Origin of the sequence: Kordia sp. (assembly GCF_050633145.1) — a bacterium.
Classification (GTDB): Bacteria; Bacteroidota; Bacteroidia; order Flavobacteriales; family Flavobacteriaceae; genus Kordia.
This window is the reverse complement of the sequence record NZ_JBOEFY010000041.1, coordinates 61181-83310: the sequence shown is the minus strand read 5'-3', so window position 1 is coordinate 83310 and position 22130 is coordinate 61181. Positions and strand designations below refer to the sequence as shown.

At 31.4% G+C, this 22130-nt stretch carries 17 protein-coding genes; 6 read left to right on the top strand and 11 right to left on the bottom strand.

Annotated elements, in window-relative coordinates; genetic code table 11:
• Positions 1 to 48: 48 nt before the first annotated feature.
• Together ACRBBL_RS19340 and ACRBBL_RS19335 are read left to right on the top strand one after the other, a co-directional pair.
• Positions 49 to 2475 (top strand): zinc-dependent metalloprotease, encoded by a 2427-nt coding sequence (locus ACRBBL_RS19340; protein ID WP_431370730.1) that lies wholly within the window; start codon positions 49 to 51, stop codon positions 2473 to 2475.
• A 99-nt stretch (positions 2476 to 2574) separates the two neighbouring features.
• Positions 2575 to 3597 carry a threonine aldolase family protein gene (locus tag ACRBBL_RS19335; RefSeq protein WP_431370729.1) on the top strand — a complete coding sequence of 341 codons (1023 nt, stop codon included), beginning with the start codon at positions 2575 to 2577 and terminating at the stop codon, positions 3595 to 3597.
• 59 nt (positions 3598 to 3656) lie between these two features.
• Here ACRBBL_RS19335 and ACRBBL_RS19330 read toward each other — a convergent pair whose 3' ends face one another.
• Complete coding sequence (locus tag ACRBBL_RS19330) at positions 3657 to 3986, bottom strand: YegP family protein (RefSeq protein ID WP_431370728.1); 330 nt, start codon at positions 3984 to 3986, stop codon at positions 3657 to 3659.
• Positions 3987 to 4234: 248 nt separating this feature from the next.
• Here ACRBBL_RS19330 and ACRBBL_RS19325 point away from each other — a divergent pair, with 248 nt between their 5' ends.
• Positions 4235 to 5914: an OmpA family protein gene (locus ACRBBL_RS19325; RefSeq protein WP_431370727.1), complete on the top strand. Its 1680-nt coding sequence runs from the start codon at positions 4235 to 4237 to the stop codon at positions 5912 to 5914.
• 99 nt (positions 5915 to 6013) lie between these two features.
• On the opposite strand, the gene ACRBBL_RS19320 is transcribed toward ACRBBL_RS19325, so the two are convergent.
• The 3 genes from ACRBBL_RS19320 to ACRBBL_RS19310 all read right to left on the bottom strand — a co-directional run bounded on the left by ACRBBL_RS19320 (position 6014) and on the right by ACRBBL_RS19310 (position 6951).
• The gene (locus ACRBBL_RS19320; protein ID WP_431370726.1) at positions 6014 to 6238 is read right to left on the bottom strand and encodes a hypothetical protein; all 225 of its coding nucleotides are present in this window, start codon (positions 6236 to 6238) and stop codon (positions 6014 to 6016) included.
• A 35-nt stretch (positions 6239 to 6273) separates the two neighbouring features.
• The gene (locus tag ACRBBL_RS19315) at positions 6274 to 6459 is read right to left on the bottom strand and encodes a hypothetical protein (protein WP_431370725.1); all 186 of its coding nucleotides are present in this window, start codon (positions 6457 to 6459) and stop codon (positions 6274 to 6276) included.
• Between the two features lie 168 nt (positions 6460 to 6627).
• Entirely contained in the window at positions 6628 to 6951 is a 324-nt protein-coding gene (locus ACRBBL_RS19310; RefSeq protein ID WP_431370724.1) for a YbaB/EbfC family nucleoid-associated protein, read from the bottom strand.
• Between the two features lie 143 nt (positions 6952 to 7094).
• On the opposite strand from ACRBBL_RS19310, the gene ACRBBL_RS19305 reads away from it, so the two are divergent.
• From ACRBBL_RS19305 to ACRBBL_RS19295, 3 genes are all read left to right on the top strand, one after another.
• Complete coding sequence (locus ACRBBL_RS19305) at positions 7095 to 9155, top strand: S9 family peptidase (protein WP_431370723.1); 2061 nt, start codon at positions 7095 to 7097, stop codon at positions 9153 to 9155.
• Positions 9156 to 9240: 85 nt separating this feature from the next.
• Positions 9241 to 10281 (top strand): PLP-dependent cysteine synthase family protein, encoded by a 1041-nt coding sequence (locus ACRBBL_RS19300; protein WP_431370722.1) that lies wholly within the window; start codon positions 9241 to 9243, stop codon positions 10279 to 10281.
• A 233-nt stretch (positions 10282 to 10514) separates the two neighbouring features.
• A complete protein-coding gene (locus tag ACRBBL_RS19295) occupies positions 10515 to 11774 on the top strand; it encodes an aminotransferase class I/II-fold pyridoxal phosphate-dependent enzyme (RefSeq protein ID WP_431370721.1) in 1260 nt (419 codons plus the stop codon).
• Between the two features lie 60 nt (positions 11775 to 11834).
• On the opposite strand, the gene ACRBBL_RS19290 is transcribed toward ACRBBL_RS19295, so the two are convergent.
• From ACRBBL_RS19290 to ACRBBL_RS19260, 7 genes are read right to left on the bottom strand one after another with little or no spacing between them, the layout of a single operon-like run.
• Positions 11835 to 12587 carry a hypothetical protein gene (locus ACRBBL_RS19290; RefSeq protein WP_431370720.1) on the bottom strand — a complete coding sequence of 251 codons (753 nt, stop codon included), beginning with the start codon at positions 12585 to 12587 and terminating at the stop codon, positions 11835 to 11837.
• Positions 12584 to 14386, bottom strand: a complete 1803-nt coding sequence (locus tag ACRBBL_RS19285; RefSeq protein ID WP_431370719.1) for a hypothetical protein — start codon at positions 14384 to 14386, stop codon at positions 12584 to 12586. Before ACRBBL_RS19285 ends, ACRBBL_RS19290 begins: the two co-directional genes overlap by 4 nt.
• Positions 14379 to 15854: a hypothetical protein gene (locus ACRBBL_RS19280; RefSeq protein ID WP_431370718.1), complete on the bottom strand. Its 1476-nt coding sequence runs from the start codon at positions 15852 to 15854 to the stop codon at positions 14379 to 14381. The genes ACRBBL_RS19285 and ACRBBL_RS19280 overlap by 8 nt, the downstream gene beginning before the upstream one ends.
• Before the next feature lie 7 nt (positions 15855 to 15861).
• Positions 15862 to 16587, bottom strand: coding sequence for a hypothetical protein (locus ACRBBL_RS19275; RefSeq protein WP_431370717.1), 726 nt, complete (start codon positions 16585 to 16587; stop codon positions 15862 to 15864).
• A 5-nt stretch (positions 16588 to 16592) separates the two neighbouring features.
• Positions 16593 to 20183: a hypothetical protein gene (locus tag ACRBBL_RS19270; protein WP_431370716.1), complete on the bottom strand. Its 3591-nt coding sequence runs from the start codon at positions 20181 to 20183 to the stop codon at positions 16593 to 16595.
• A gap of 2 nt (positions 20184 to 20185) precedes the next feature.
• A complete protein-coding gene (locus ACRBBL_RS19265) occupies positions 20186 to 21697 on the bottom strand; it encodes a hypothetical protein (RefSeq protein WP_431370715.1) in 1512 nt (503 codons plus the stop codon).
• Positions 21698 to 21716: 19 nt separating this feature from the next.
• Complete coding sequence (locus tag ACRBBL_RS19260) at positions 21717 to 22130, bottom strand: hypothetical protein (RefSeq protein ID WP_431370714.1); 414 nt, start codon at positions 22128 to 22130, stop codon at positions 21717 to 21719.

Sequence of the window (22130 nt, the reverse complement as noted above, 5' to 3'; positions counted from 1 at the left end):
TTTTTGTGATGATAAATGAAGTTTTGGTTCTGTCAAAATAATATTCGAATGAAAAAATATACACTACTGATATTCATTTTCTTATGTGCTTCATTTAGCTTTTCGCAAGAGAAAAAGAAAACAAAAACCTATCCCCGAGAACAGTTTACAGGACTTTTTAATTTTTCTTATGAAGAGAAAACGGATAAAATCTTTTTAGAAGTAGAAAAATTGGATGAAGACTTCTTGTATGTGTATTCATTAGCTAGTGGAGTAGGCTCTAATGATATTGGTTTGGATAGAGGGCAAATTGGTGATGGAGTTGTAGTGCAATTCCAAAAAATGGGGGACAAACTTATGTTGGTGCAACCCAATTTACGTTACAGGGCAAACACTACGAACGATCTGGAACGAAAAAGTGTTAAACAAGCATTTGCTAAATCTGTGTTATTTGGTTTCCCGATTATTTCTGAAAAAGACAAAAAATATACAATTGACTTAACACCTTTTTTATTGCAAGATGCACATGGCGTTATTCAAAGTTTAGCAAATAACAAACAAGGCGTTTATAAAATTGATAAAACCAAAAGTGCACTTTCTTTAAATAGAACAAAAGCATTTCCTAATAATGTAGAGTTTGAAGCATTGTTAACTTTTAAAGGAAAACCTAAAGGATCAAACATAAGAAGTGTAACACCAAATGCTTCGTTGGTTTCTGTAATTCAACATCATTCGTTTGTCGAATTGCCAGATGCCAATTACAAACCAAGAGTTTTTGATCCGCGAAGTGGCGCAATCGATATTTCGTATTACGATTATGCAACGCCAATTCAAGAGCCTATGATGAAGCGTTTTGTAACACGTCATCGTTTGGAAAAGAAAAACCCGAATGCAGCAAAAAGTGAAGCAAAAGAGCCGATTGTATATTATTTAGACCCTGGAACTCCAGAGCCTGTACGTTCTGCCTTGTTAGATGGTGCGCGTTGGTGGAATGAAGCCTATGAATCAATTGGATATACAAATGCATTTCAAGTAAAAATGCTACCAAAAGATGCAGATCCGATGGATGTACGTTATAATGTAATTCAGTGGGTACATCGCTCTACGCGTGGTTGGAGTTATGGCGCGAGTGTCGTTGACCCAAGAACAGGAGAAATTATAAAAGGACACGTGAGTTTGGGAAGTTTACGAATTCGTCAAGATTTTTTAATTGCACAAGCTTTATTGAATAAGCCTTTTGGTGAGAATGATAAAAATTATCAACCAATGTTACAAATGGCATTGGCACGAATTCGCCAATTGTCTGCACATGAAGTTGGTCATACTATAGGATTTGCACATAATTTTTCGGCAAGCACTAATAATCGAAGCTCGGTGATGGATTATCCGCATCCAACCATAAAAATCACAAACGGAAAAATTGATTTGTCAGATGCGTATGCAACAGGAATTGGTTCATGGGACAAAGTTACGGTAGCATATTCATACTCAGAATTCAATTCAGCGAAAGCGGAAAAAGAAGGTTTACAAAATATCTTAGACAAGGCATACAAAGCAGGACATCGTTTTATCTCTGATGATGACGCACGACCAGCAGGCGGCGCACATGCAAACGCACATTTGTGGGATAATGGAAAAAGTGCGCCTGACGAATTGGAAAATGTATTGGACGTAAGAGCACTAGCAATCAAGAATTTTTCGAAAGATAATATTCGTAGTTACGAACCGTACACTGTTTTAGAAGATGTGTTTGTTCCGTTGTATTTTTTCCATAGATATCAAACAGAAGCAACTTCTAAGCTTATAGGTGGATTGAATTATAATTATGCTACAAAAAACGATGGACAGTTAATAACAGAAGTAGTTTCGCCAAAAAAACAACGCGAAGCTTTAAGTGTAATTTTACAAACATTGGATGCGAAAACATTAAAAATTCCAACAAAAATACTTGATATGTTTCCGCCGAGAGCATATACATATTCAAGATCAAGAGAATCGTTTAAAGGAAATACTGGTGTCGTTTTTGATGCCGTAAGCCCAGGAGCTACCGCTAGTGATATGACTTTATCATTTTTGTTTCATCCACAACGTGCCGAACGTTTAATTCAGCAAAAAAGCCTGAATACAAAACAATTGGACTTTATGGAAATGACAGAAATGATTTTAGATAAATCTTTGTATAGAAGTTATTCTAATCCCTATGAACGTGAATTAGGGCATGCAGTTAATGTAAATGTGTTGAAGCATTTGATGAATTTGGCAAAACATCCAAGCTCGTCATCAGCTGTAAAAGCGCAAAGTCAGTATATATTGCATACACTTTCTCAAAAAATAGCTGGAAGAAAATACAAGGAGTCTGAGAAAGCATATCAATTTTATTATTTAGAAATGCTGGATCAATTCAAAAAATATCCTGAGAAGTTTACAAAAGAAGCATCTCCAAAAATTCCAGATGGCTCTCCAATTGGAACGGATAATTGTCATTATAATGATTAACGAAGTTGAAATGTTAAATTATAAATGTTGAATTTTAAATTGGAAAAAGTTTTTTCTTAACCCAAAACCCAAAACCCAAAACCCAATACTAAAAAAAGAATGCGAATTAATTTAATAAGTGATACGGTAACTAAGCCGACTCCACAAATGCTAAAAGCAATGTTTGAAGCAAAAGTAGGAGATGATGTTTTTAAGAAAGATGCTTCTATCAATCATTTAGAACAAAAAGTAGCCGAAATGTTTGGCAAAGAAGCTGCGTTATTTTTTCCGAGTGGAACAATGGCGAATCAAACAGCAATCAAATTACATACAAATCCTGGAGATCAAGTAATTTGCGATAAAGATGCACACATATATAATTATGAAGGCGGCGGTGTGAGTTTTAACAGTGGCGCTTCCTGTAAATTAATTGATGGACATCGCGGAATGTTTACTGCCGAGCAAGCCAAAGCAGCAATAAATCCGCCTGATTTTTATCACAGTCCACTGAGCGCATTAATCGCTTTGGAAAATACTGCAAATCGTGGCGGTGGTGCTTGTTGGGATTTTAATGAGATTGAAAAAATTCATGCAGTTGCACGCGAAAATGATTTAGGCTTTCACTTAGATGGCGCACGTTTATGGAATGCATTGGTAGAAAAAGGAGAAACGCCTGAGCAGTATGGAAAATTATTTGATACTATTTCTGTGTGTTTATCAAAAGGTTTGGGTTGTCCAGTGGGTTCTGTATTGGTAGGAGATGAAGAAACAATTCACAAAGCATTGCGTATTCGTAAGATCTTAGGTGGCGGAATGCGTCAGGCTGGTTATTTGGCTGCTGCCGGAACGTACGCATTAGACAATCATGTGGAACGTTTGGCAGAAGATCATGCGAAAGCGAAGGAAATAGGAAAAACGCTTGAAAGTTTAGCAATCATAAAAAAGGTAGAGCCAATTGACACTAACATTATTATTTTCTATTTACAAGATGATATTGATGAAAAAGATTTCTTAAACAAACTAGAAAAGTTAGGAATTGATTTGATCGGAATGGGAAGTGGTAAACTCCGAATTGTAACACATTTGGATTATACTGCCGAAATGCATCAACAATTTTTAAAAGTAATTCAAGAGGTAATATAAAAACAAAAAAGCATAAAAAAAGCAGCTCATTGAGCTGCTTTTTTTATAAAAATGTTTTTCTATTCTGTTGCGTCTTTAGTTTCTGCGCTTCCAGCATTTTTCTTTACAGATTCAATTCCGTTCTCCATTCCAGCTTCACTTGCATACATTTGACTCGTTCCAATAATTTGTCCGTTTCCAGCCTTTAAACTGAAATGGAATTTTCCATTTTTAGCAGTTTTTCGCTCAAATTTACTATCATCAGTAGAGTTCTTTTTACAAGATTCAATACCATTTTTAGCACCGCTTTTATCCGCATATCCTTGACTAGACATGATGATTTGTCCATTCTTAGCTTTTAAATTAAAGTAGAATTTTTGATTGTTTTCACTTTGGAATAATTCAAACATAGTTAATTAGAGATTTAGTTAGATGAGTAAATATATCAAAAATATATGGTAAAAGAAATGCTGTAATGTTCAATTTGGAAGTTTATACAGGATTTTCCCCTAAAAAATGCTTTTTATCGATAAAAAAAGTAATTTGACCTAATAGTATGCTTGCATAGCTTTTTTATAATGGAATTAATATCGTTATAGATAATTTCGTACATTGTTAATCATTAATAACAATAAATAAATAATTAATCATTTAAGACATGAGAAAAAAACTATTTTTTGGACTAGCCTTAGCCTTTGGTTCTTTTGCTTTCGGGCAAGATTTACCAACAAATCCAGAACCAGGTAAATGTTATGTTCGTTGTGTTACTCCTGATGTGTACGAAAATCAGGATGTACAAATTATGGTATCGCCAGCTTACAAAAAGCTGAAAGTTGTCCCAGCAAAGTATACCAACGTGAACGAAACTGTAGTATCTAAAGTTGCAGGAGAAAAATTAGCTATTGTCCCAGCTGAGTACGGAACTGAAACTTTTGAAGTAGTAACAAAAGAAGCATCTCAACGTTTAGTGAAAGTCCCATCACAAACAAGTAGAGATACTGAAACTGTAGTTGTAAAAGAAGCAAGCTACAGATTAAAAATTGTTCCTGCAGTGTATGAAACTAGAACTTTTGATGTGGTTACAAGACCAGCATATCAAAAAGTAGAAATTGTTCCTGCTGTGTATGAAACAAGAGATGTAGTAATTATGGTTAAAGAAGCTTCTCAGCGTATGGAAGTAGTTCCTGCTGAATGGGGAACTGAAACTATAACGTACAAGAAAAGAGAGTACGGATCGTCAATTAGTTTAACAAGAGCATCTTTTACAAAAGACTTTGAAACTATTGAAGTAAAGCCAGCTGCTGCAGAATGGCAAATGAGTGAAATTCCTCCAGCAGACTGTAATTCTTCAAACCCAGATGATTGTAGATACTGGTGTTACAAAGCAATTCCTGCACAAAACCAAGTTGTACCTGTACAACGTTTAGCTGCAGATGCTTCTTCAGTAAGAACACCTGACTGTGATCCTAACAACAATGGTGGAAAACCATGTGGGGAAGGAACTTTCACAAGAACAATTATGGTTACACCTCCAAGTACACGTGTAATTCCAATTCCTGAAGTAACAAAAACTATCAAGAAAACAGTAATGGTTACACCTCCAACGACACGTATCATTGATGTACCTGCTGAGGTAAAAACAATGAAGCGTAGAGTAATGGTAACGCCTCCATCTACAGAAAGAATTGAAATTCCTGCTGTTACTGAAACAGTTAAGAAAAGACTTATTACAAGTGAAAGTACTCGTGTAGAAGATATTCCTTCAGTAAGCAAAACTTTCAAGAAAACAGTAATGACTTCTGCGCCTTCTACAAGATCAATTCCTGTAGCGCAAAAAGAAACTACTTTAAAAACTACTAAATTAGTTGAGGATTCTCGTGTTGTTGAAACAGAAGTTCCTGCGGTTTACAAAACTGTAACAAAAGAAGTATTGACTAAAAAAGGTGGTTTAACTACTTGGAAAGAAGTTGATTGTAAATTATTAACTTACAACAACCTTAACATCAACTGGAACTTAGGAAGCGCAACTTTAACTGCTGCTGCTAAGCGTGAAATTGATAGTAAATTATTACCTGTATTACAAAGTGGAGTTTCTGTAGAGATTGCTTCTCACACAGATTCTAGAGGAACAAAAGAAAGTAACGAAGCGTTATCTCAAAGAAGAGCACAAGCAGTTACTAACTACTTAATTTCTAAAGGAATTAACTCTAGTAAAATTGTTTCTAACGGATACGGAGAAAGAAGATTATTAAACAGATGTAAAGATGGTGTTTCTTGTACTGAAAGAGAACACTTGGCAAACAGAAGAACTCAGTTTAGAGTTTTAGATCAAAAATAATCTAGAAATAGGTTTTGAGATAAATTAAAAAGGGAAGTCAATTGACTTCCCTTTTTTGTGTTAAATAAGAAAATTGCATTGCTAAGCTAACAATACAAATTATAGTATTGTACTAGCAATTGTGCAAATAGTTATGTTAATAGATGGAAACACAGTTTTTGGTGCACAAGGTTCACAGTTAGAATGAATTTCAGGACATCTCGATTTTAATCTTGATGGATGTACACATGAACCAGTTTCGTCATTTTGTCCACCTAAATTCATTTCTAAATTAGAGATTGATACTTTATTTAAAGTAAGACTCTTAATGCTTCTCTTCTTCATAATAAATGTTTTAATATGTAAAATAAATGTAGTGTTTAGTTTCCACTTGGACTTGGATCTGGATTTGCAGGTGGTGCTGGTTTCGGACATTCAATGATAAGTGTAATTGTGTTACATCCTCCTGTTTTAGAATCTGAGTTAAGTCCTCCAGTAATACTGTATTCAAAATTTGAAATTGATTGCTTGTTTAAAGCAAGATTTTTAATGCTTCTTTTTTTCATAATAAATGATTTTAATGTTTAATGTATTTTTTTGTCGACAGAATAAACTTAAGATCATTTATAAAAATAGCTTCAAACTACTTTCTGAAAAACGTATTTCACTTTCTAAAACTAAAAAAGAGCTACTTTTTACAGTAACTCTTTCTCAATAATGTATATGTATGTATTTTAAGAAAACATGTCCATGCCAGGAATATTTGGCATGCCATCTTTTGCTACAGCAGATACTTCTGTTTCATGAACTTCTCCTGCACGTTTAATAGCTTTATTTAAGATTAAAATTAAATAATCTTCTAGCTGTTCTTTATCTTCTAATAATTCATCAGAAATTTGAATCGATTTAATCTCTCTATTGGCAGTTGCAGTTACGCTTAATAAGCCATCTGAACTTTTCTCATCAATCAAAACAGAGTGTAAACGTTGCTTTGTTTCTTCTACTTTTTTCTGGGTTTCTTTCAATTTACCCATCATTCCCATTAAGTCTCCAAACATTTGTATATATAATTAAAGGTTACTATTGACAAAATTATTAAATTGTGGGCTTTTAATGCACTTTTCAAATGAAAAAAAAGAGGAACCGTCTTATTGATTAATTTTACTACTCATAAATTCCTGTAAAAAGAATACTTCAAAACATGAAAAAAGAAATACCTGTACCCATACTTGCCAAGAAACCTACAAAACTTGAAAAACATGGCGATGTGAGAATTGACAACTATTATTGGTTAAATGATAGAGAAAATTCAGAAGTCATAGCTTATTTAGAAGCAGAAAACGCCTATAATGATGCAATGACGGCACATACGAAAGATTTTCAAAAAGATTTATTTGAGGAAATTAAAGGTAGAATTAAAGAAGATGATTCTTCCGTTCCTTATAAATTGAATGGCTATTGGTACATAAAAAAATATGAAGAAGGAAAAGATTACCCAATTCATACACGAAGAAAAGGTTCACTAGATGCTCCAGAAGAGATTTTATTTGATGTGAACGAAATGGCAAAAGACTATTCGTATTATAAACTTTCGGGTATAAGTATAAGTCCTAACAACAAATTAGTGGCTTATGGTGTAGATACGGTAAGTAGACGTCAGTATGTAATTCATATCAAAAACCTCGAAACTGGAGAAATTTATAAAGAACGTATTGAAAACACAACAGGAAGTGCTACATGGGCAGCAGATAATAAAACATTATTCTATGCCAATAAAGATGAGCAAACCTTACGATCAGAGAAAATTTACAAGCACAAACTTGGTGATGAAGTAGCCAATGATGTTGTGGTTTTTCATGAAGAAGACGAAACATATATTACATTTGTTTACAAAACAAAATCTAAAAAATACTTAGTCATTGGTTCTTATAGTACTTTGACAATGGAATACAGAATCTTAGAAGCTGATACTCCTGATGGTGAATTCAGAGTATTTCAAGAACGTGTTCGTGGTTTAGAATACAGTATTTCGCATTACAAAGATCATTTTTATGTGATGAGTAATAAAGATAAAGCTACAAATTTTAAGCTCTCTAAAACTCCAGAAAATAATACAGGAAAAGAACACTGGGAAGATATTATTCCGCATCGTGCAGCTGTTTTGTTGGAAGATATTGAAATCTTTAAAGACTTTTTTGTATTGAGTGAGCGTGACAATGGTTTAAATAAAATTAGAATCATTCGTTGGGACGGAAAAGAAGATTATTATTTACCGTTTGACAACGAAACATATACCGCAAATACGAGTGTAAATGTAGATTTTGATACAGAAACTTTACGATACACATACAATTCAATGACAACGCCTGCTTCTGTGATCGATTTTAACATGGTTACAAAGACTAAAGAAGTTAAAAAAGAGCAAGAAGTACTAGGAGGGAAGTTTGATAAAAATAACTATACTTCAGAGCGTTTGTGGGCAACTTCTAGTGATGGAACTAAAATTCCGATGTCAGTTATGTATCGTAAGGGAATCAAAAAAGATGGAACAAATCCTGTTTTTCAATATGCGTATGGTTCGTATGGAAGTACCATAGATCCGTATTTTTCTTCTGCACGTTTAAGTCTGTTAGATAGAGGATTTATTTTTGTACTTGCTCACGTTCGTGGAGGTGAATACTTAGGTAGAAACTGGTACGAAGATGGAAAATTAATGCACAAGAAAAATACTTTTACAGATTTTATTGACTGTTCTAAATATCTAATCGAACAAAAATATACATCGGCAAAACACTTATATGCATCTGGTGGAAGTGCTGGAGGATTATTAATGGGGGCAATTTCTAACATGAATCCTGAGTTATATAATGGAATTATTGCTTCTGTTCCTTTTGTAGATGTAATTACTACCATGTTAGATGATAGCATTCCGTTAACGACAGGAGAATATGACGAATGGGGAAATCCGAATGAGAAAGAATATTACGAGTATATGAAGTCGTATTCACCATATGACAATGTAGAAACTAAAGAATATCCAAACATGTTAGTTACAACTGGTTTGCACGATTCGCAAGTGCAATATTGGGAACCTGCAAAATGGGTTGCAAAACTACGTGAACTTAAAACAGACAATCGTATTTTGCTATTGCATACTGATATGGAAGCAGGACATGGAGGCGCTTCCGGACGCTTCGAATCTTTGAAAGAAGTAGCCGAAGAATACGCGTTTTTACTGGACTTAGAGAATATAAAGGAGTAATTAAAAAATTTAACTTAAATTTGCAAGGTTTTGCGTATTTTCAAAACTTATAAAAATAAAACCCTGTACCAACTTAATAGTTTTTATGGAACAACAAATTAATGCTTTTGATAATGTACTCGAGCTTATCGGAAACACACCTTTGGTAAGATTAAATCACATCACAAAAAATATTAAAGGAAATTTCTATGCAAAGGTTGAGGCATTCAATCCTGGACATTCAACAAAAGATAGAATCGCTTTATATATTATTGAAGAAGCAGAAAGGAAAGGTATTTTAAAGCCTGGAGACACCATTATAGAAACGACATCAGGAAATACAGGATTTAGCATTGCAATGGTAAGTATCATAAAAGGATACGAATGTATTTTGGCGGTAAGTTCTAAATCTTCTAAAGACAAAATAGATATGTTGCGTTCTATGGGCGCAAAAGTATATGTATGTCCTGCACATGTTAGCGCCGATGATCCACGTTCATACTACCAAGTAGCTAGGCGTATTCACGAAGAAACAAAAGGTTCTGTGTATATTAATCAGTATTTTAATGAATTAAATATTGATGCACATTATAACAGTACAGGTCCAGAAATTTGGAAACAAACTAATGGGAACATTACGCATTTTGTAGCCTGTAGTGGAACTGGAGGAACTATTTCTGGAACAGCAAAATACTTAAAAGAGCAAAACCCGAATATTAGAGTTTTAGGTGTTGATGCCTATGGTTCTGTATTAAAAAAATATCACGAAACAAGAGAATTTGACGCAGACGAAATCTATCCATATCGTATAGAAGGATTGGGTAAAAACTTAATTCCAACGGCAACTGATTTCGACGTGATTGATAAATTCATCAAAGTAAAAGATGAAGAAAGCGCGCACAAAGCACGTGAAATTTCAAAAACAGAAGGTTTATTTGTCGGATACACAAGTGGTGCTGCAATGCAAGCAATTGAGCAATTGGCTGAAGAAGGTGAATTTGACGAAAACAGCAATGTAATTGTAATCTTTCCAGATCACGGTTCAAGATACATGAGCAAAGTATATAGCGATGAATGGATGAGCTCGCAAGGTTTCTTTGATAGTAAAAATTTAGAAGAAGCTCAAAAAATAGAATATATCAAATAAGAAGAAAACTCGTATTCTAACATATTTAAAAACAGCATACTATATATTATGCTGTTTTTTTGTATTATAGACTAATATTCCGCAAAGATTTCCTCAAAAAAATAGCAATTCAACATAAAAGTATAATTATTATGATTGACACGTAAAAATATTTATTTTTGCCGTTGAAGTTTTCAAAAAAACTTCATACATTACAATAACCCGAATTGATACATAAAGAAAAACAGAGATAGATGAAGGATTTATTTGCTAAAATATACAAGGATAAAGGACCATTAGGAAAATGGGCATCACAAGCAGAAGGATATTTTGTTTTTCCGAAACTAGAAGGAGAGATTTCAAATAGAATGAAGTTTCAAGGAAAAGATGTGATTACTTGGAGTATTAATGATTACTTAGGTTTAGCAAACAACCCAGAAGTACGTAAAGTAGATGCAGAAGCTGCTGCCGCGTATGGATCAGCCTATCCAATGGGCGCGCGTATGATGTCTGGTCATACTGACTTACACGAGCAACTACAAGATGAATTGGCAGAATTTGTTGGAAAAGAAGCAACATACTTACTAAACTTCGGATACCAAGGAATGGTATCTACCGTTGATGCATTGGTTTCTAAAGATGATATCATTGTATACGATGTAGATTCACATGCATGTATTATTGATGGTGTGCGCTTGCACATGGGAAAACGTTTTACGTTTAAGCACAATGACATAGAAAGTTTAGAGAAAAACTTAGAGCGTGCTACCAAAATGGCAGAACAAACTGGCGGAGGAATCTTAGTGATTTCTGAAGGAGTTTTTGGAATGCGTGGTGAGCAAGGAAAGCTGAAAGAAATTGTAGCACTTAAGAAAAAATACAACTTCCGTTTATTTGTAGATGATGCACATGGTTTTGGAACGCTTGGCGCAACAGGAGCTGGAGCAGGACAGGAGCAAGGTGTTCAAGATGATATTGATGTATACTTTGCAACCTTTGCTAAATCGATGGCAAGTACAGGTGCATTTATTGCGGCAGACAAAGAAATTATTGATTACTTAAAATACAACTTGCGTTCACAAATGTTCGCAAAATCATTGCAAATGCAATTGGTTGTTGGTGCGTTAAAACGTTTAGACATGTTACGCACAATGCCAGAATTAAAACAAAACCTTTGGAAAATCGTAAATGCACTACAAAGCGGATTGAAAGAAAGAGGATTTGATATTGGAACTACTAAAAGTTGTGTAACGCCAGTATACTTAAAAGGAAGCATTCCGGAAGCAATGGCATTGGTAAAAGACTTGCGTGAAAACCACGGAATCTTTTGTTCAATTGTAGTATATCCAGTAATTCCAAAAGGATTAATCTTATTAAGAATGATTCCTACGGCATCGCATACCTTACAAGACGTAGAAGAGACGTTAGTAGCATTCTCTGCAATTCGCAAGCGTTTAGAAGATGGAACTTATAAAAGAGTTTCTGCGAAGCTTATTGAGATGATGGGAGAGTAGTAGTTTACTTGAAAAATATATAAAACAATCCATAGCTGAGAAGTTGTGGATTTTTTGGTTTTAATTATGAGTCGCTGAATACTCAATTTTAGGAATGATTTGAATAGAAAAGCGTTTATTATTTTCTTCATTTTCGTCTCTACAGAGACCGTTAAATCCGCTTCCGCATAATAATACTTCTGCATTGTAATCCCTAAGGTCAATTGAGTATTGTTTCCATAGTTTATATACAGCTAAAGCTCTTTCAAAACTCTTTTTATATCCATGATTTGCATCTTTATTATACGTTTGATCTAAAGTATTAGCAGTATTCCCTTCAATAATAACAAGGTAGGAAAATTTTTTATTTGCTGAATTTAGTGTTTTTAAGAGGTTTTCTAATTTTCTTCCGACTTCTATAGTAGCATTTCTGTATTGGTACTTTATAGTAGCTTTATTTTCCTCAAATATTTCAAGATTACTTAATTCTCTTGAGATATATTTTTTACATTCTGAAAGATAAATAAAGTCTTTGTCTTCTTGCAGTGGCTTAAACTGTTGTTCCAATTTTAGTACTTGATTCAATTTTTCTAACTCAACTCGGAGTTTTTCTTTTTCATTCTCTAAAGTGTCGGTTAAAGCGATGTATTCTTCATTTTTTTTCTCTAGCTCTTTAGAAATTTCAAAATAATTTTCATTTTTCGCCTCTAATTCTTTCTGTTCTTTTCTAAGAAGTACATACGTCACTACATACAAAACCAATACGACAAAAAAGAGACTTGTCATTAAATCTGCAAAACTGACCCAAAAGAGGTTTTTATTGGATTTTTTCATCTAATAGAGTTTTGATTCTTTCTTGTTATTTTTTTATTAAATTTATCTAATGACTTTCTTAATGAGTACAAGAATAAAAATAAGATGAAAAGTATAAAAGGGATTATGAGATAATGAATATTGCCTATTTCAGTCTGATAAATCAAATAAAAATTTTCAATACTACTGGATAAATAATAAATGAAATATATGGTTAAAAAAGATAGAATTATAATTGGAGTCCAAAAATCTCTTTTATTAGAGATTTTATTATATTTTTTTAATGAAAAAAGACAATATATCGGAACAAGTATAATCGAGATGGAACTGATAAAGTAGAGTAATATTAAGTAAACACAAGCCGTTATTGGTAGTATGGGTTTTAAAATGATTGGTTTTCGTATTATATTAGTTGTATTAGGATAGTGTATCTCCAGGAAAGAGTTTTTATTGTCATAATCATCTGTAAATAAAGAAACATTATAAATTTCTCTAGAATTGATCTTTGTAACACTAAAAGGGTAGAGTTTACATTCAAAGTTATCTCTTCGATTTTTTAGTTTCAAATAATTATATTTACTTACAAAGATCTTGGGTTTTAATCTATTTCCATAACCAATCATTAAATAGTCACCCTTTATAGTATCTTGAAAAGAAATACCACCAATATAATCATGTTTATAACTTATACTATCATAAGAATGATAAAGGGTAATAGGTTTCTTATGATCAATTGTAGAACTAAACATATGATTGATTTGATCTTCACTTGGAATGTTTTCTTTTAAATACTTTTCAAATTCATAAAAATAAATATCATTAAAATTATCTCTGAATAAGTCTTTTATTTTTCGAGAAATTTTCAATGAGGCTTGATTTGAATTTCTAAAGGAAATTAAATTTACTTGATTATAATATCTTTTAAGTTTTTCTAACTCGTTTCCGATTTGATAAAAAATTTCTTCAGAATTAGGTACTTCATGATAAAAATCGCTTAAAAAAATTAAACTAGAATGATCAAAATCACCATCGTTAATATACTGTTTGTCATTTAGCTCTTTTATAAAATCATAAAAATTAGTATCTCTTGAATTAACTAAATCTTTGTCTATATTCTCTAATGAATATAATATGTCCTTATAGGCAGTATCTAAAATGTTCTTATTTGAATATTTATTTTTATCACTGAATTCTATATTTACAACTAATTTATCATTTGTTATGGTTTTTTTATCATTTTTAATTTTCTCCCCATATCCTTCATAAATAATTATTTGAACTTGAGTTTTTTCATAACTTGAGAAATCTTGAGAAACTCTATAAAGAGAGGTTAATAAAAATAAGTCTTCAATATTCAAATCTAAGCTTTCAACACTACTTAGTTCTTTAGATTTTTTCTTTAAATTTTTATTAAGTTCTTTTTTGATTCGATCTTGATATTCTTTTTCTATTTCATCAGGAACAAGCGACCCAGTCTTATCTAAAATAATAGTGAATTTTCTACTTTTCTTTTTAATTCTCTCTTCATCATTTAATGAAATATTTGTTATAGGGTAAGATTTTTTATAATTAATAGCGAATTGCTCTTTTGGGAAATTTAAGATATCTTCAATATTAAACCAGTTATATTGTAATTCACTATGATTACTATATTTATCATAACTTGAAAAAATGTCAGTGTGTATACCAAAAATAAATGTTATTAAAGCTAAAGATAATATAAGTATTTTTGCTATTATTTTAGGAAATACTTCTCTAAGTATTATTCTTAAAATCACAAAGGATTTATATAATGCTATATTTGTAATTTTCTTAAACATTGTCTCCTGTCCACCAAATTTTTAATCGTTTTACCCAAGATGTTTTCTTTTGTTTATTTTGGAGATGATTATTGATTTTAATTTCCCCCAAAATAGCTTCCAGCACATTCTCATTACGTTGCAATTTGGAAGACATCTCTTTCTTTAGCTCTATGGAATGTTGCGTTAAATCATTTAATAAAGACAAGTTTGCCAATTGCCCTCTGTTTTCTTCAAAGGTTTTTTCCATCAAATCTTCTTCGCGTACTGTAATTTCTTTAATGGCTTGGATTTTAGTAGCTGTATGATCGCGAAGTGCTACTAATGATTTTACTAAAACATCATCTACATTTTTCACAGCGTCCGTAATGACTACACCTTTATTTTCTAAAACATCAAAATGTTCTTTTAAAAATTGTAGTAATAAGTTACTTTGCTCAGTACGTTCATCTAATTTTTTAGCAAGTCCTTTAAAATTGTCTGTTTTTTCTAAGAGAGACATAAAGTAACCAGATAATTTAGTAGTACCAGCCAATGAAGAATTCATGACTTCAACATATTCATTAAATTTTGATAAGTCTTTTGTTGTTTCTCTTAACTTTTCTAAAATAGTAACATTAGCTTTTGCAAACGCTGTGATGTCAATTTTTTCAAGGTTATTTAAAATTTGATCTTGCATTTGAATAGCATCGTAATTTTTGTGGAGTAGACCAGAAAGGCGATCAATATTTATGGTGAAGTCTTCGTTAAATTTCATCAAGTTTGCATTGAAAGCATAAAAGCCAGATGATTCACTTAAGCTCAATACAGGAAGTAATTCTGTTTGAATAAATGTGTAAAAATCATTTTTACCATCTTCTACAATACGGCTTGCATTTTTATACCTGAAATTTGAATTTATAACTGTCCAAAATAATCCATAGACACTTGCTAACATCGCAATTGAAACGCCAATTAAAAAACCTTGAATCTCAAAATCATTTCCGTTATAAGAAGCTAAAATAAAGTTAATAAGTCCAAAAATGATCCCTAGAATCGTTCCCATCAACCCTAAATACAAAGGTGTTGTGATGGTTTGGTTGATCTCTTCTTCTTCCATGTCAATATTACGTTCTGTAATATCTTTAATAAGATTAAAATCAGTAGTAGCTCCTTTGTTTCTTAAAAGATATACATTGATGGCAATAAGAATTTTATTAAAAACAGGAGATACATTGCCTTTTATTTGTACAAGACTTATGATATTTTCTTTGACATTTTCATCCGTTGATTTTGAAGCGTAAGAATTTAATTCAATTAATATGGACGTAGGAGATTTTTTTTGCAAATATTCTGCAGAAATATTGAACTTTCTTATTTGAAAAAGCCCTTGCTTTGGTACAATCATTTTTAACTGTTTGATCTTTTTAGCAGCTTTTAAAGCACGCACAGTTTGTATGATGATAATTGAAATAATTACCACAAGCTCTACAACAGTAAAAATATTCATGTAGTTATTATTCATATCTAATATCTGCTTTCTCTATAATAAACCACAGTTCCCCTTTTTTATTTACGATACCATGGTTTTCAGTAATAATTTTTTTGGCACGTTGATCCAACTCTTCTAATGAATTACATGCAGGCTCAATAAATTTCTCAGGAGAATCAGTAGCGTTTAAAACATTATCTCCAAAATTTAAAAATTCAAAATAGGCGTTGTCTTCATCTGTTAAGAAGAATTTGTAATATTTACCTTTTTTATCAGTTTCTGACATAGAACTGCTTATAAAGGCACCTTCTGAATTTGGCTTAGAACCATACATTACTTTTTTTCCAGTCAGATCAATACTTGTTCTGTTTGGTTTTGATTTGTTATTATCTGCGGTATGATTAGTTTTTTGACTTTTTAGTGTCTGGGTTTCATTTAACAAGCTTTCTGATTTGTCACCATGTATTAATTTTTCAATATCCTCACTAATATAATACACATCATTTGCGATATCATTTGTCCTTTTTTCATACTCATTGAACCTTAAAGTGCTTTCATTTTTGTGTGAAGTTAGTTGCTCATTTAACATTTTTATTTTTTCTTGTAATTGAACTAAATTTATATTTTCAGAATTACTTTCCTTATCATTATTAGTTACAGATGAGCCATTTTCTGATTTTTCAATTTCTTCAATGAGATTGCTTAGTTCATCACCGATTTTATTTAATGTATTAAGTATTTTTGAAGTCATACTCTTTACGCTTTAGAATTCGCAACAATTTTGTGTGCTAGATTGTTAAGAGAGCCCACAAGTGGATAAAAGAATAGTGTTTCTTCAATGTTGATACCTGTGTCTCCATATAGAGAAGCTTTTTTTCTTGAAATCCCTTCACTGAGATATTTTCTAATATCTCGTATTAAGGTATCTTTATACATATCAAAATGAGTTGGATTGATACCAAAGTAGTTTTTGAAATTCAATTGCTCATGTAATGAGAATAACATCTTCACAAATTCTTCATGTTCTTTTTCAATACTTGCAATTAGTGTTTTATCATTACTAAGTGTGTTATATGTAATATTCTTTTTAATAGCGTTTTTATCGTCAGTCTTTTCCTTGGTAGACTTATTACTATTATTTCCTAATTTTTCACCATTGGTATTTGCCTCTGATTCTTGGTCTTCGGCAGCCATATTATTTATAGTATTTGTTAGAGAAGATATAGAGTTATCAAGATCACCAATTAAAACACTTCTAATATCTTCGAAATCACTAATATTATTATTCTCAAGTTCTAATCCTCCTTTACAAGTTACTTCCTTTGGATTTTCTTCAATTTTTAGTTCTATCTCTCTTGTGATTTTTTTATTATAAACTTTACTAAAAATTAATGTTGTTAATTTATGAAGCTTGTTCAAATTTCTTGTGCCGCTAGTAATGAAAATAACTTTAGAGCCAGTACCACTAAATAAAATTTCTTCAGGATACTCCAAATTATTATGTTTCATGAGTTTAGCAATATGATAAATGATAGAGCTAAAAAATGTTAGAAATACAATTTTGAGCTCTTCATCTTCAGATAATGATTTTTCGAGTAATAGAGGAATTCTCTTTTTAACAACAGTTGGATTATTGGCTAGTGAAAAATAAAGCGCAATAATATCCTCAGATTTACCTTTTTTGTTGATTTGCTTAACAGCTCTACTAATTTCTCCAAGCTCATTACTTACAATTAAATTGTCAAATTGATGTTGGTATTTTTGTACAAATCCATTATTTATAGGTTTGGAACCATAGCCATCTCCAAAAATACTATTAGCAGCGTACATAGCAGAAGATGACAGAACAGGTTCTCCTTTTTTGAAAACAACAATATCACTAGTTCCTCCACCAATGTCAATAGAAACAACAGGTTTATACGCATCTGAAACATTTCTATGATTTTTATAGAAATAGAATGGCGCTATGGATTCTGAAATGCTGATTACTTTATCGATACCAATATATTTCTTAGCAATAGTATTCCAAGTTTCACCTAATATTTCACGCTTTCCAATATCCATACTTGAAGGATAAAACCATGTGATTTCAGTTTTTGCTAATGAGCCATTATTTGTAAGAACTTTTGCCCTTATTAATAAAGCTATTTTTTCTAAAAAGCAGACTACTCTTGCTTTATTGTTACTTTCTCCTTTGTTAAAATCTGACCATTTTAGATTGGTGGTTATAGAGGTATTACGTTTACTAGCATACTTTTCATAATCAAAAGGAATATTAATATCTGCCATCGCATGTGGAGTTGCCCTGTAATCTAAACTTTCGCTTTCACCAGTAACGGTTCTTAATGGAAATTTAAACTCATATTGAGCGCCAGTGTTTTCAGGAATAAGTTCGTGACGAATATATTCATCAATATTATCAAGCTCATCTACAATCGTTTCTTCAACGGTTTTATTATTCTTAAAACTAGTATGTAATTTTTCATATTGTATGTCTTCGGGATTAATCTCAAATGGATATGGTCCATCGTCTTCTATTTTATATTCAATATGTGTATTGGTAGTCCCAAAATCGACGGCAAATTTCAATCTTTTAGTTCCAGTTTCATTTTTAAATTTTGGAATAATAATTCCATTAGCTTGGTTTTGTTCTAAGACTATATATTCAAAATTGTCTTCTAAAACATAAAATGTAGTTTCAATTACATCATCATATTTTTTTGACCTTTTTTTAGCATCAAAAGCTATATGTTTTTTAGAATTTTCATTTGTGTAAAATTTAAGATCGTAATGATAATGAAGTGTATCTCCCCGATCTTTGTCCAGTAACATTACTCTGTAATGAGCGGTGCTTTTTTGAGTTTTTATAAAAGGATGTACCACCAATGAAACTTTATTTTCCATGATGCTTCCTTTATTTTGCTCCAAATCTGGGCTATTTCTAATGATGCCTTCGTTTTGATAAGTTCTAACAAAAGTCACATATCTTGTATTGTTATTACCTTTAATAGGAACTCTAAGCTTAACTTCCAAGGAATTGGCATATACTTTCATTTCAAACATTGGCGAACCATCATGAAGCGATTTTTGCAGGTCTTCAGTAGTAAAGTATTCAAAGAAAGTTTTACTAATAGGTATCAGATATGAATTATTTTCGTCTCCGGATTCATATTTTACATTACCATTAAAATATTTATCATCATTTAAAGAATATGGTATTTGCATTACATAAGGTTCTAAAAAATCACTAACTGTTAAGTAGGGATATTTATCTAATTGACCTGGCAATGTTCTTTCTTGTATTTCTTTTTCATCTATGTATGGTATTTTCCAATGACGATCCCATAATACACTCTCGTCAGTATATATTAAAGGAGTAGAGAAACCATTTTGTAAAACTAACGGAGGAAATTTACCTTCGGGAATAGGTTTTGTTGTAGCTATAATAAACTCACTTTTTTTAGAAATTGTTTCTTTTCGGTCTGCAATTTTTCTCTTTTTTAGATATACTTTTATTATTTCGATATTATCATCATCTATTCCTGTATCTAATTTATCATAGTTTCTATTTAAATCTTCTTGTAGTTTATTAATATCACCATTTCTGATATTAGCTATTTCATTTCGCAAATTACCATCATTCAATTGATCGTAACTTTGTTTGAGATATTCAGCGAAATCCTTCATTTTCTCAGTTAATATAGGATTTGCTCTAAATAATGTTTGTAAATATTTTTGAAAAGCACCTTCTCTTTTATGTAGAGGGACTAATTTATCGTCAAAAAAGATATCATTCCCATGCTCAATATTTGCAAAACTTAAATCATTTGCAGAAGTGAAAAACAATGTAGTAGGAGAAGTACCACCAACAATTTTATTTTTATAATAAATGAAATGTAAACGTTGAATATCATGAAAATTGTTTGAATATCCATCTTGCTCTAGATATAACTGTAGCGTTTCTCCATATAATTTGTGTTTAGGATTATTAGAGTTTAAAAGCTCGTCTAAGTCTCTATCTTTATCCCATTGTTTTAAGGTTATATTGTCTCTTAGTTTATCAATATTGAAAAATAATTCAGCAACATCCAAACAATTTGAAACAAGTTGATGATAGATGGTATTTCCTTCTAGTTGATTTTTTTTAGTTACATAATTAAATGCAGAACGGATCAAATCAATTCTAGCAAATGGACTAGGGATAGAAGTAGGAGCAACAACTGATTGATCTCCATCTGGGTTTTCAATTTTTTCAGTCCTGCTTGGACCATAATGTTCATTAATTGATTCCCAATCTGTAATAGCCTCTTTATTTTCGTTTAATAAATTGAATTGTTTTGTAGACATAACTAAAATAATTTTGTATCAATTAATGATTCTGTAGCTCTTGAAAATATTCCGATAAAACGTTTGTTTGTATCAGGAGCATCTTTTATTTCTGCAGCACTATCATTTAAATGTGCTCTATACAACTCGTAATTTTTTTTCTTTAAAAAACCAAACCCACTTTTACGTTCGGGGATATTGTTTAATAGTGTAAAAATATTGTCAGAGCCTACACTGAAATCAATGATGTTATACTGATTATCTTTAGTAGGGTTTATAGCAAAAGGAGCAAAAGAAATATCATTATCTTTTAATTCTGCCAACCATATTCTGAACGATTTGTTAAAATCTGCAAGCACCTTATAGAAAGGTTGCGTAAAAAAGTTTTCATCAATTGAAGGTTCATGCTCTCTTGCAAATGGATCTTTTAGGTTTTTAATAATTTTTTCTTTATCAAAAAGGTTGAAGTAAAAATACTTTGTCAAACTTTTTTTAATTAGTTTTTCAGTTTCAGTATATAATTCCTCAAAAGAAATTGTTTGACAATCTTTAATGCCAAATTCTTTATATTTAGGATGAAGAGCTGAACCATTACTTACCTCTAATTCAAAATCTTCAATATTAGCAAAGTCTATTATTGACAGAGCAGATGCTAGTTCTACAAAATGGGCTTTATTTTTCTGAGAAGCACCACCTTCTATATTTTCATATTCTGTTTTTGCTGTGTCTCCTATGTAATACATTGTATTTATTGAATTATTTCCAGTGATACTAGTAGCATAGTAATTTAAAGCTGCTTTTGTTTTTGTAATAAAGTTATGACTGTCAATTTCTGACTCATCATTTTTACCTAATGTGAAATAAGGTTGAACTGTGATAGCTCCAATCTTTGCATTTTTTAAGGTTTCATAGTTAGCATTATCAATTTTTCCTTTTCGTATATTTTTTAGAAGTAAGGGAAAACCAGCTGCGCCTGTTCCACCGAAAATAGAGCTTACTATGAATATTCGATCTTCGGATTGAAAGTTAGTTGCAAAAGTTTGATAAAATTCAGATTTAGTGAATTGATTTAATACTACACTACCGATATTAGGATTTCCTTTAAATCCAACTTCTAAATCGGCATTCAAGTTTTTCTCAGAAAAAAGCAATTCTGTGAGCGCCATGTTGTTAGTATTTAGAGTATTATATCCAATAAAGTCTTTAAACTTATCATTTTGAATACCGTTTAATTCAAATTGGAAACCATCAAAAATTTTCCCACCACGACTTTGATCTTTTGCAATATCTCCAAGCGTAGTTATTTTATTCTTAAAGAAATCACAATGTTCGTAATTGTCAATAGCGTCATAAATTTGTTGATACTCTCTTAGTATTTTCGAAGTTCTATTTAAATCACCTCCAGCCCCATCTGGATCAATAATGATAGGTACAATATCAAATTTAGTTTGTACACCTGTTGCAAGAAGCATTGTTAATGATTTTAAAACTCTTCCTCCTGTACCACCTATGCCGAATACATATAATTTAGCCATATTGCTTTATTTTTATTAATTAAAATTTCCCGAATAATTTTGGAGTTCCTTGACAATGTGACTTGAACCATTTGAAAATATATGACCAAATGATAAACATGAAAGTTGCAATTAATCCGCTTTTTAATGCAAATACTAAATATTCAATAAATTGATATTCTAAATCTAATCCTGTGAAGACACTTTTAGGGTATAAATAACCTATAACTAAGCAAAGGGCAAAGTTCCCAATAAGGAAGAAAAACCAATGTTTAATAGAGTTATAATTGGGCTTATTAATAAAAAAGTAATAAGATAAGACTATTACTAAGCTTATTAAAAGATTAATTATTCCCAAAGAAGTATATAGACCTTCCTGAAATAAGTCTTCTGAAAAGGTTCCTGATCTACCAAGTAATTCAAAAACTTTTGAAAAAATGTCGTTTAATTCCAT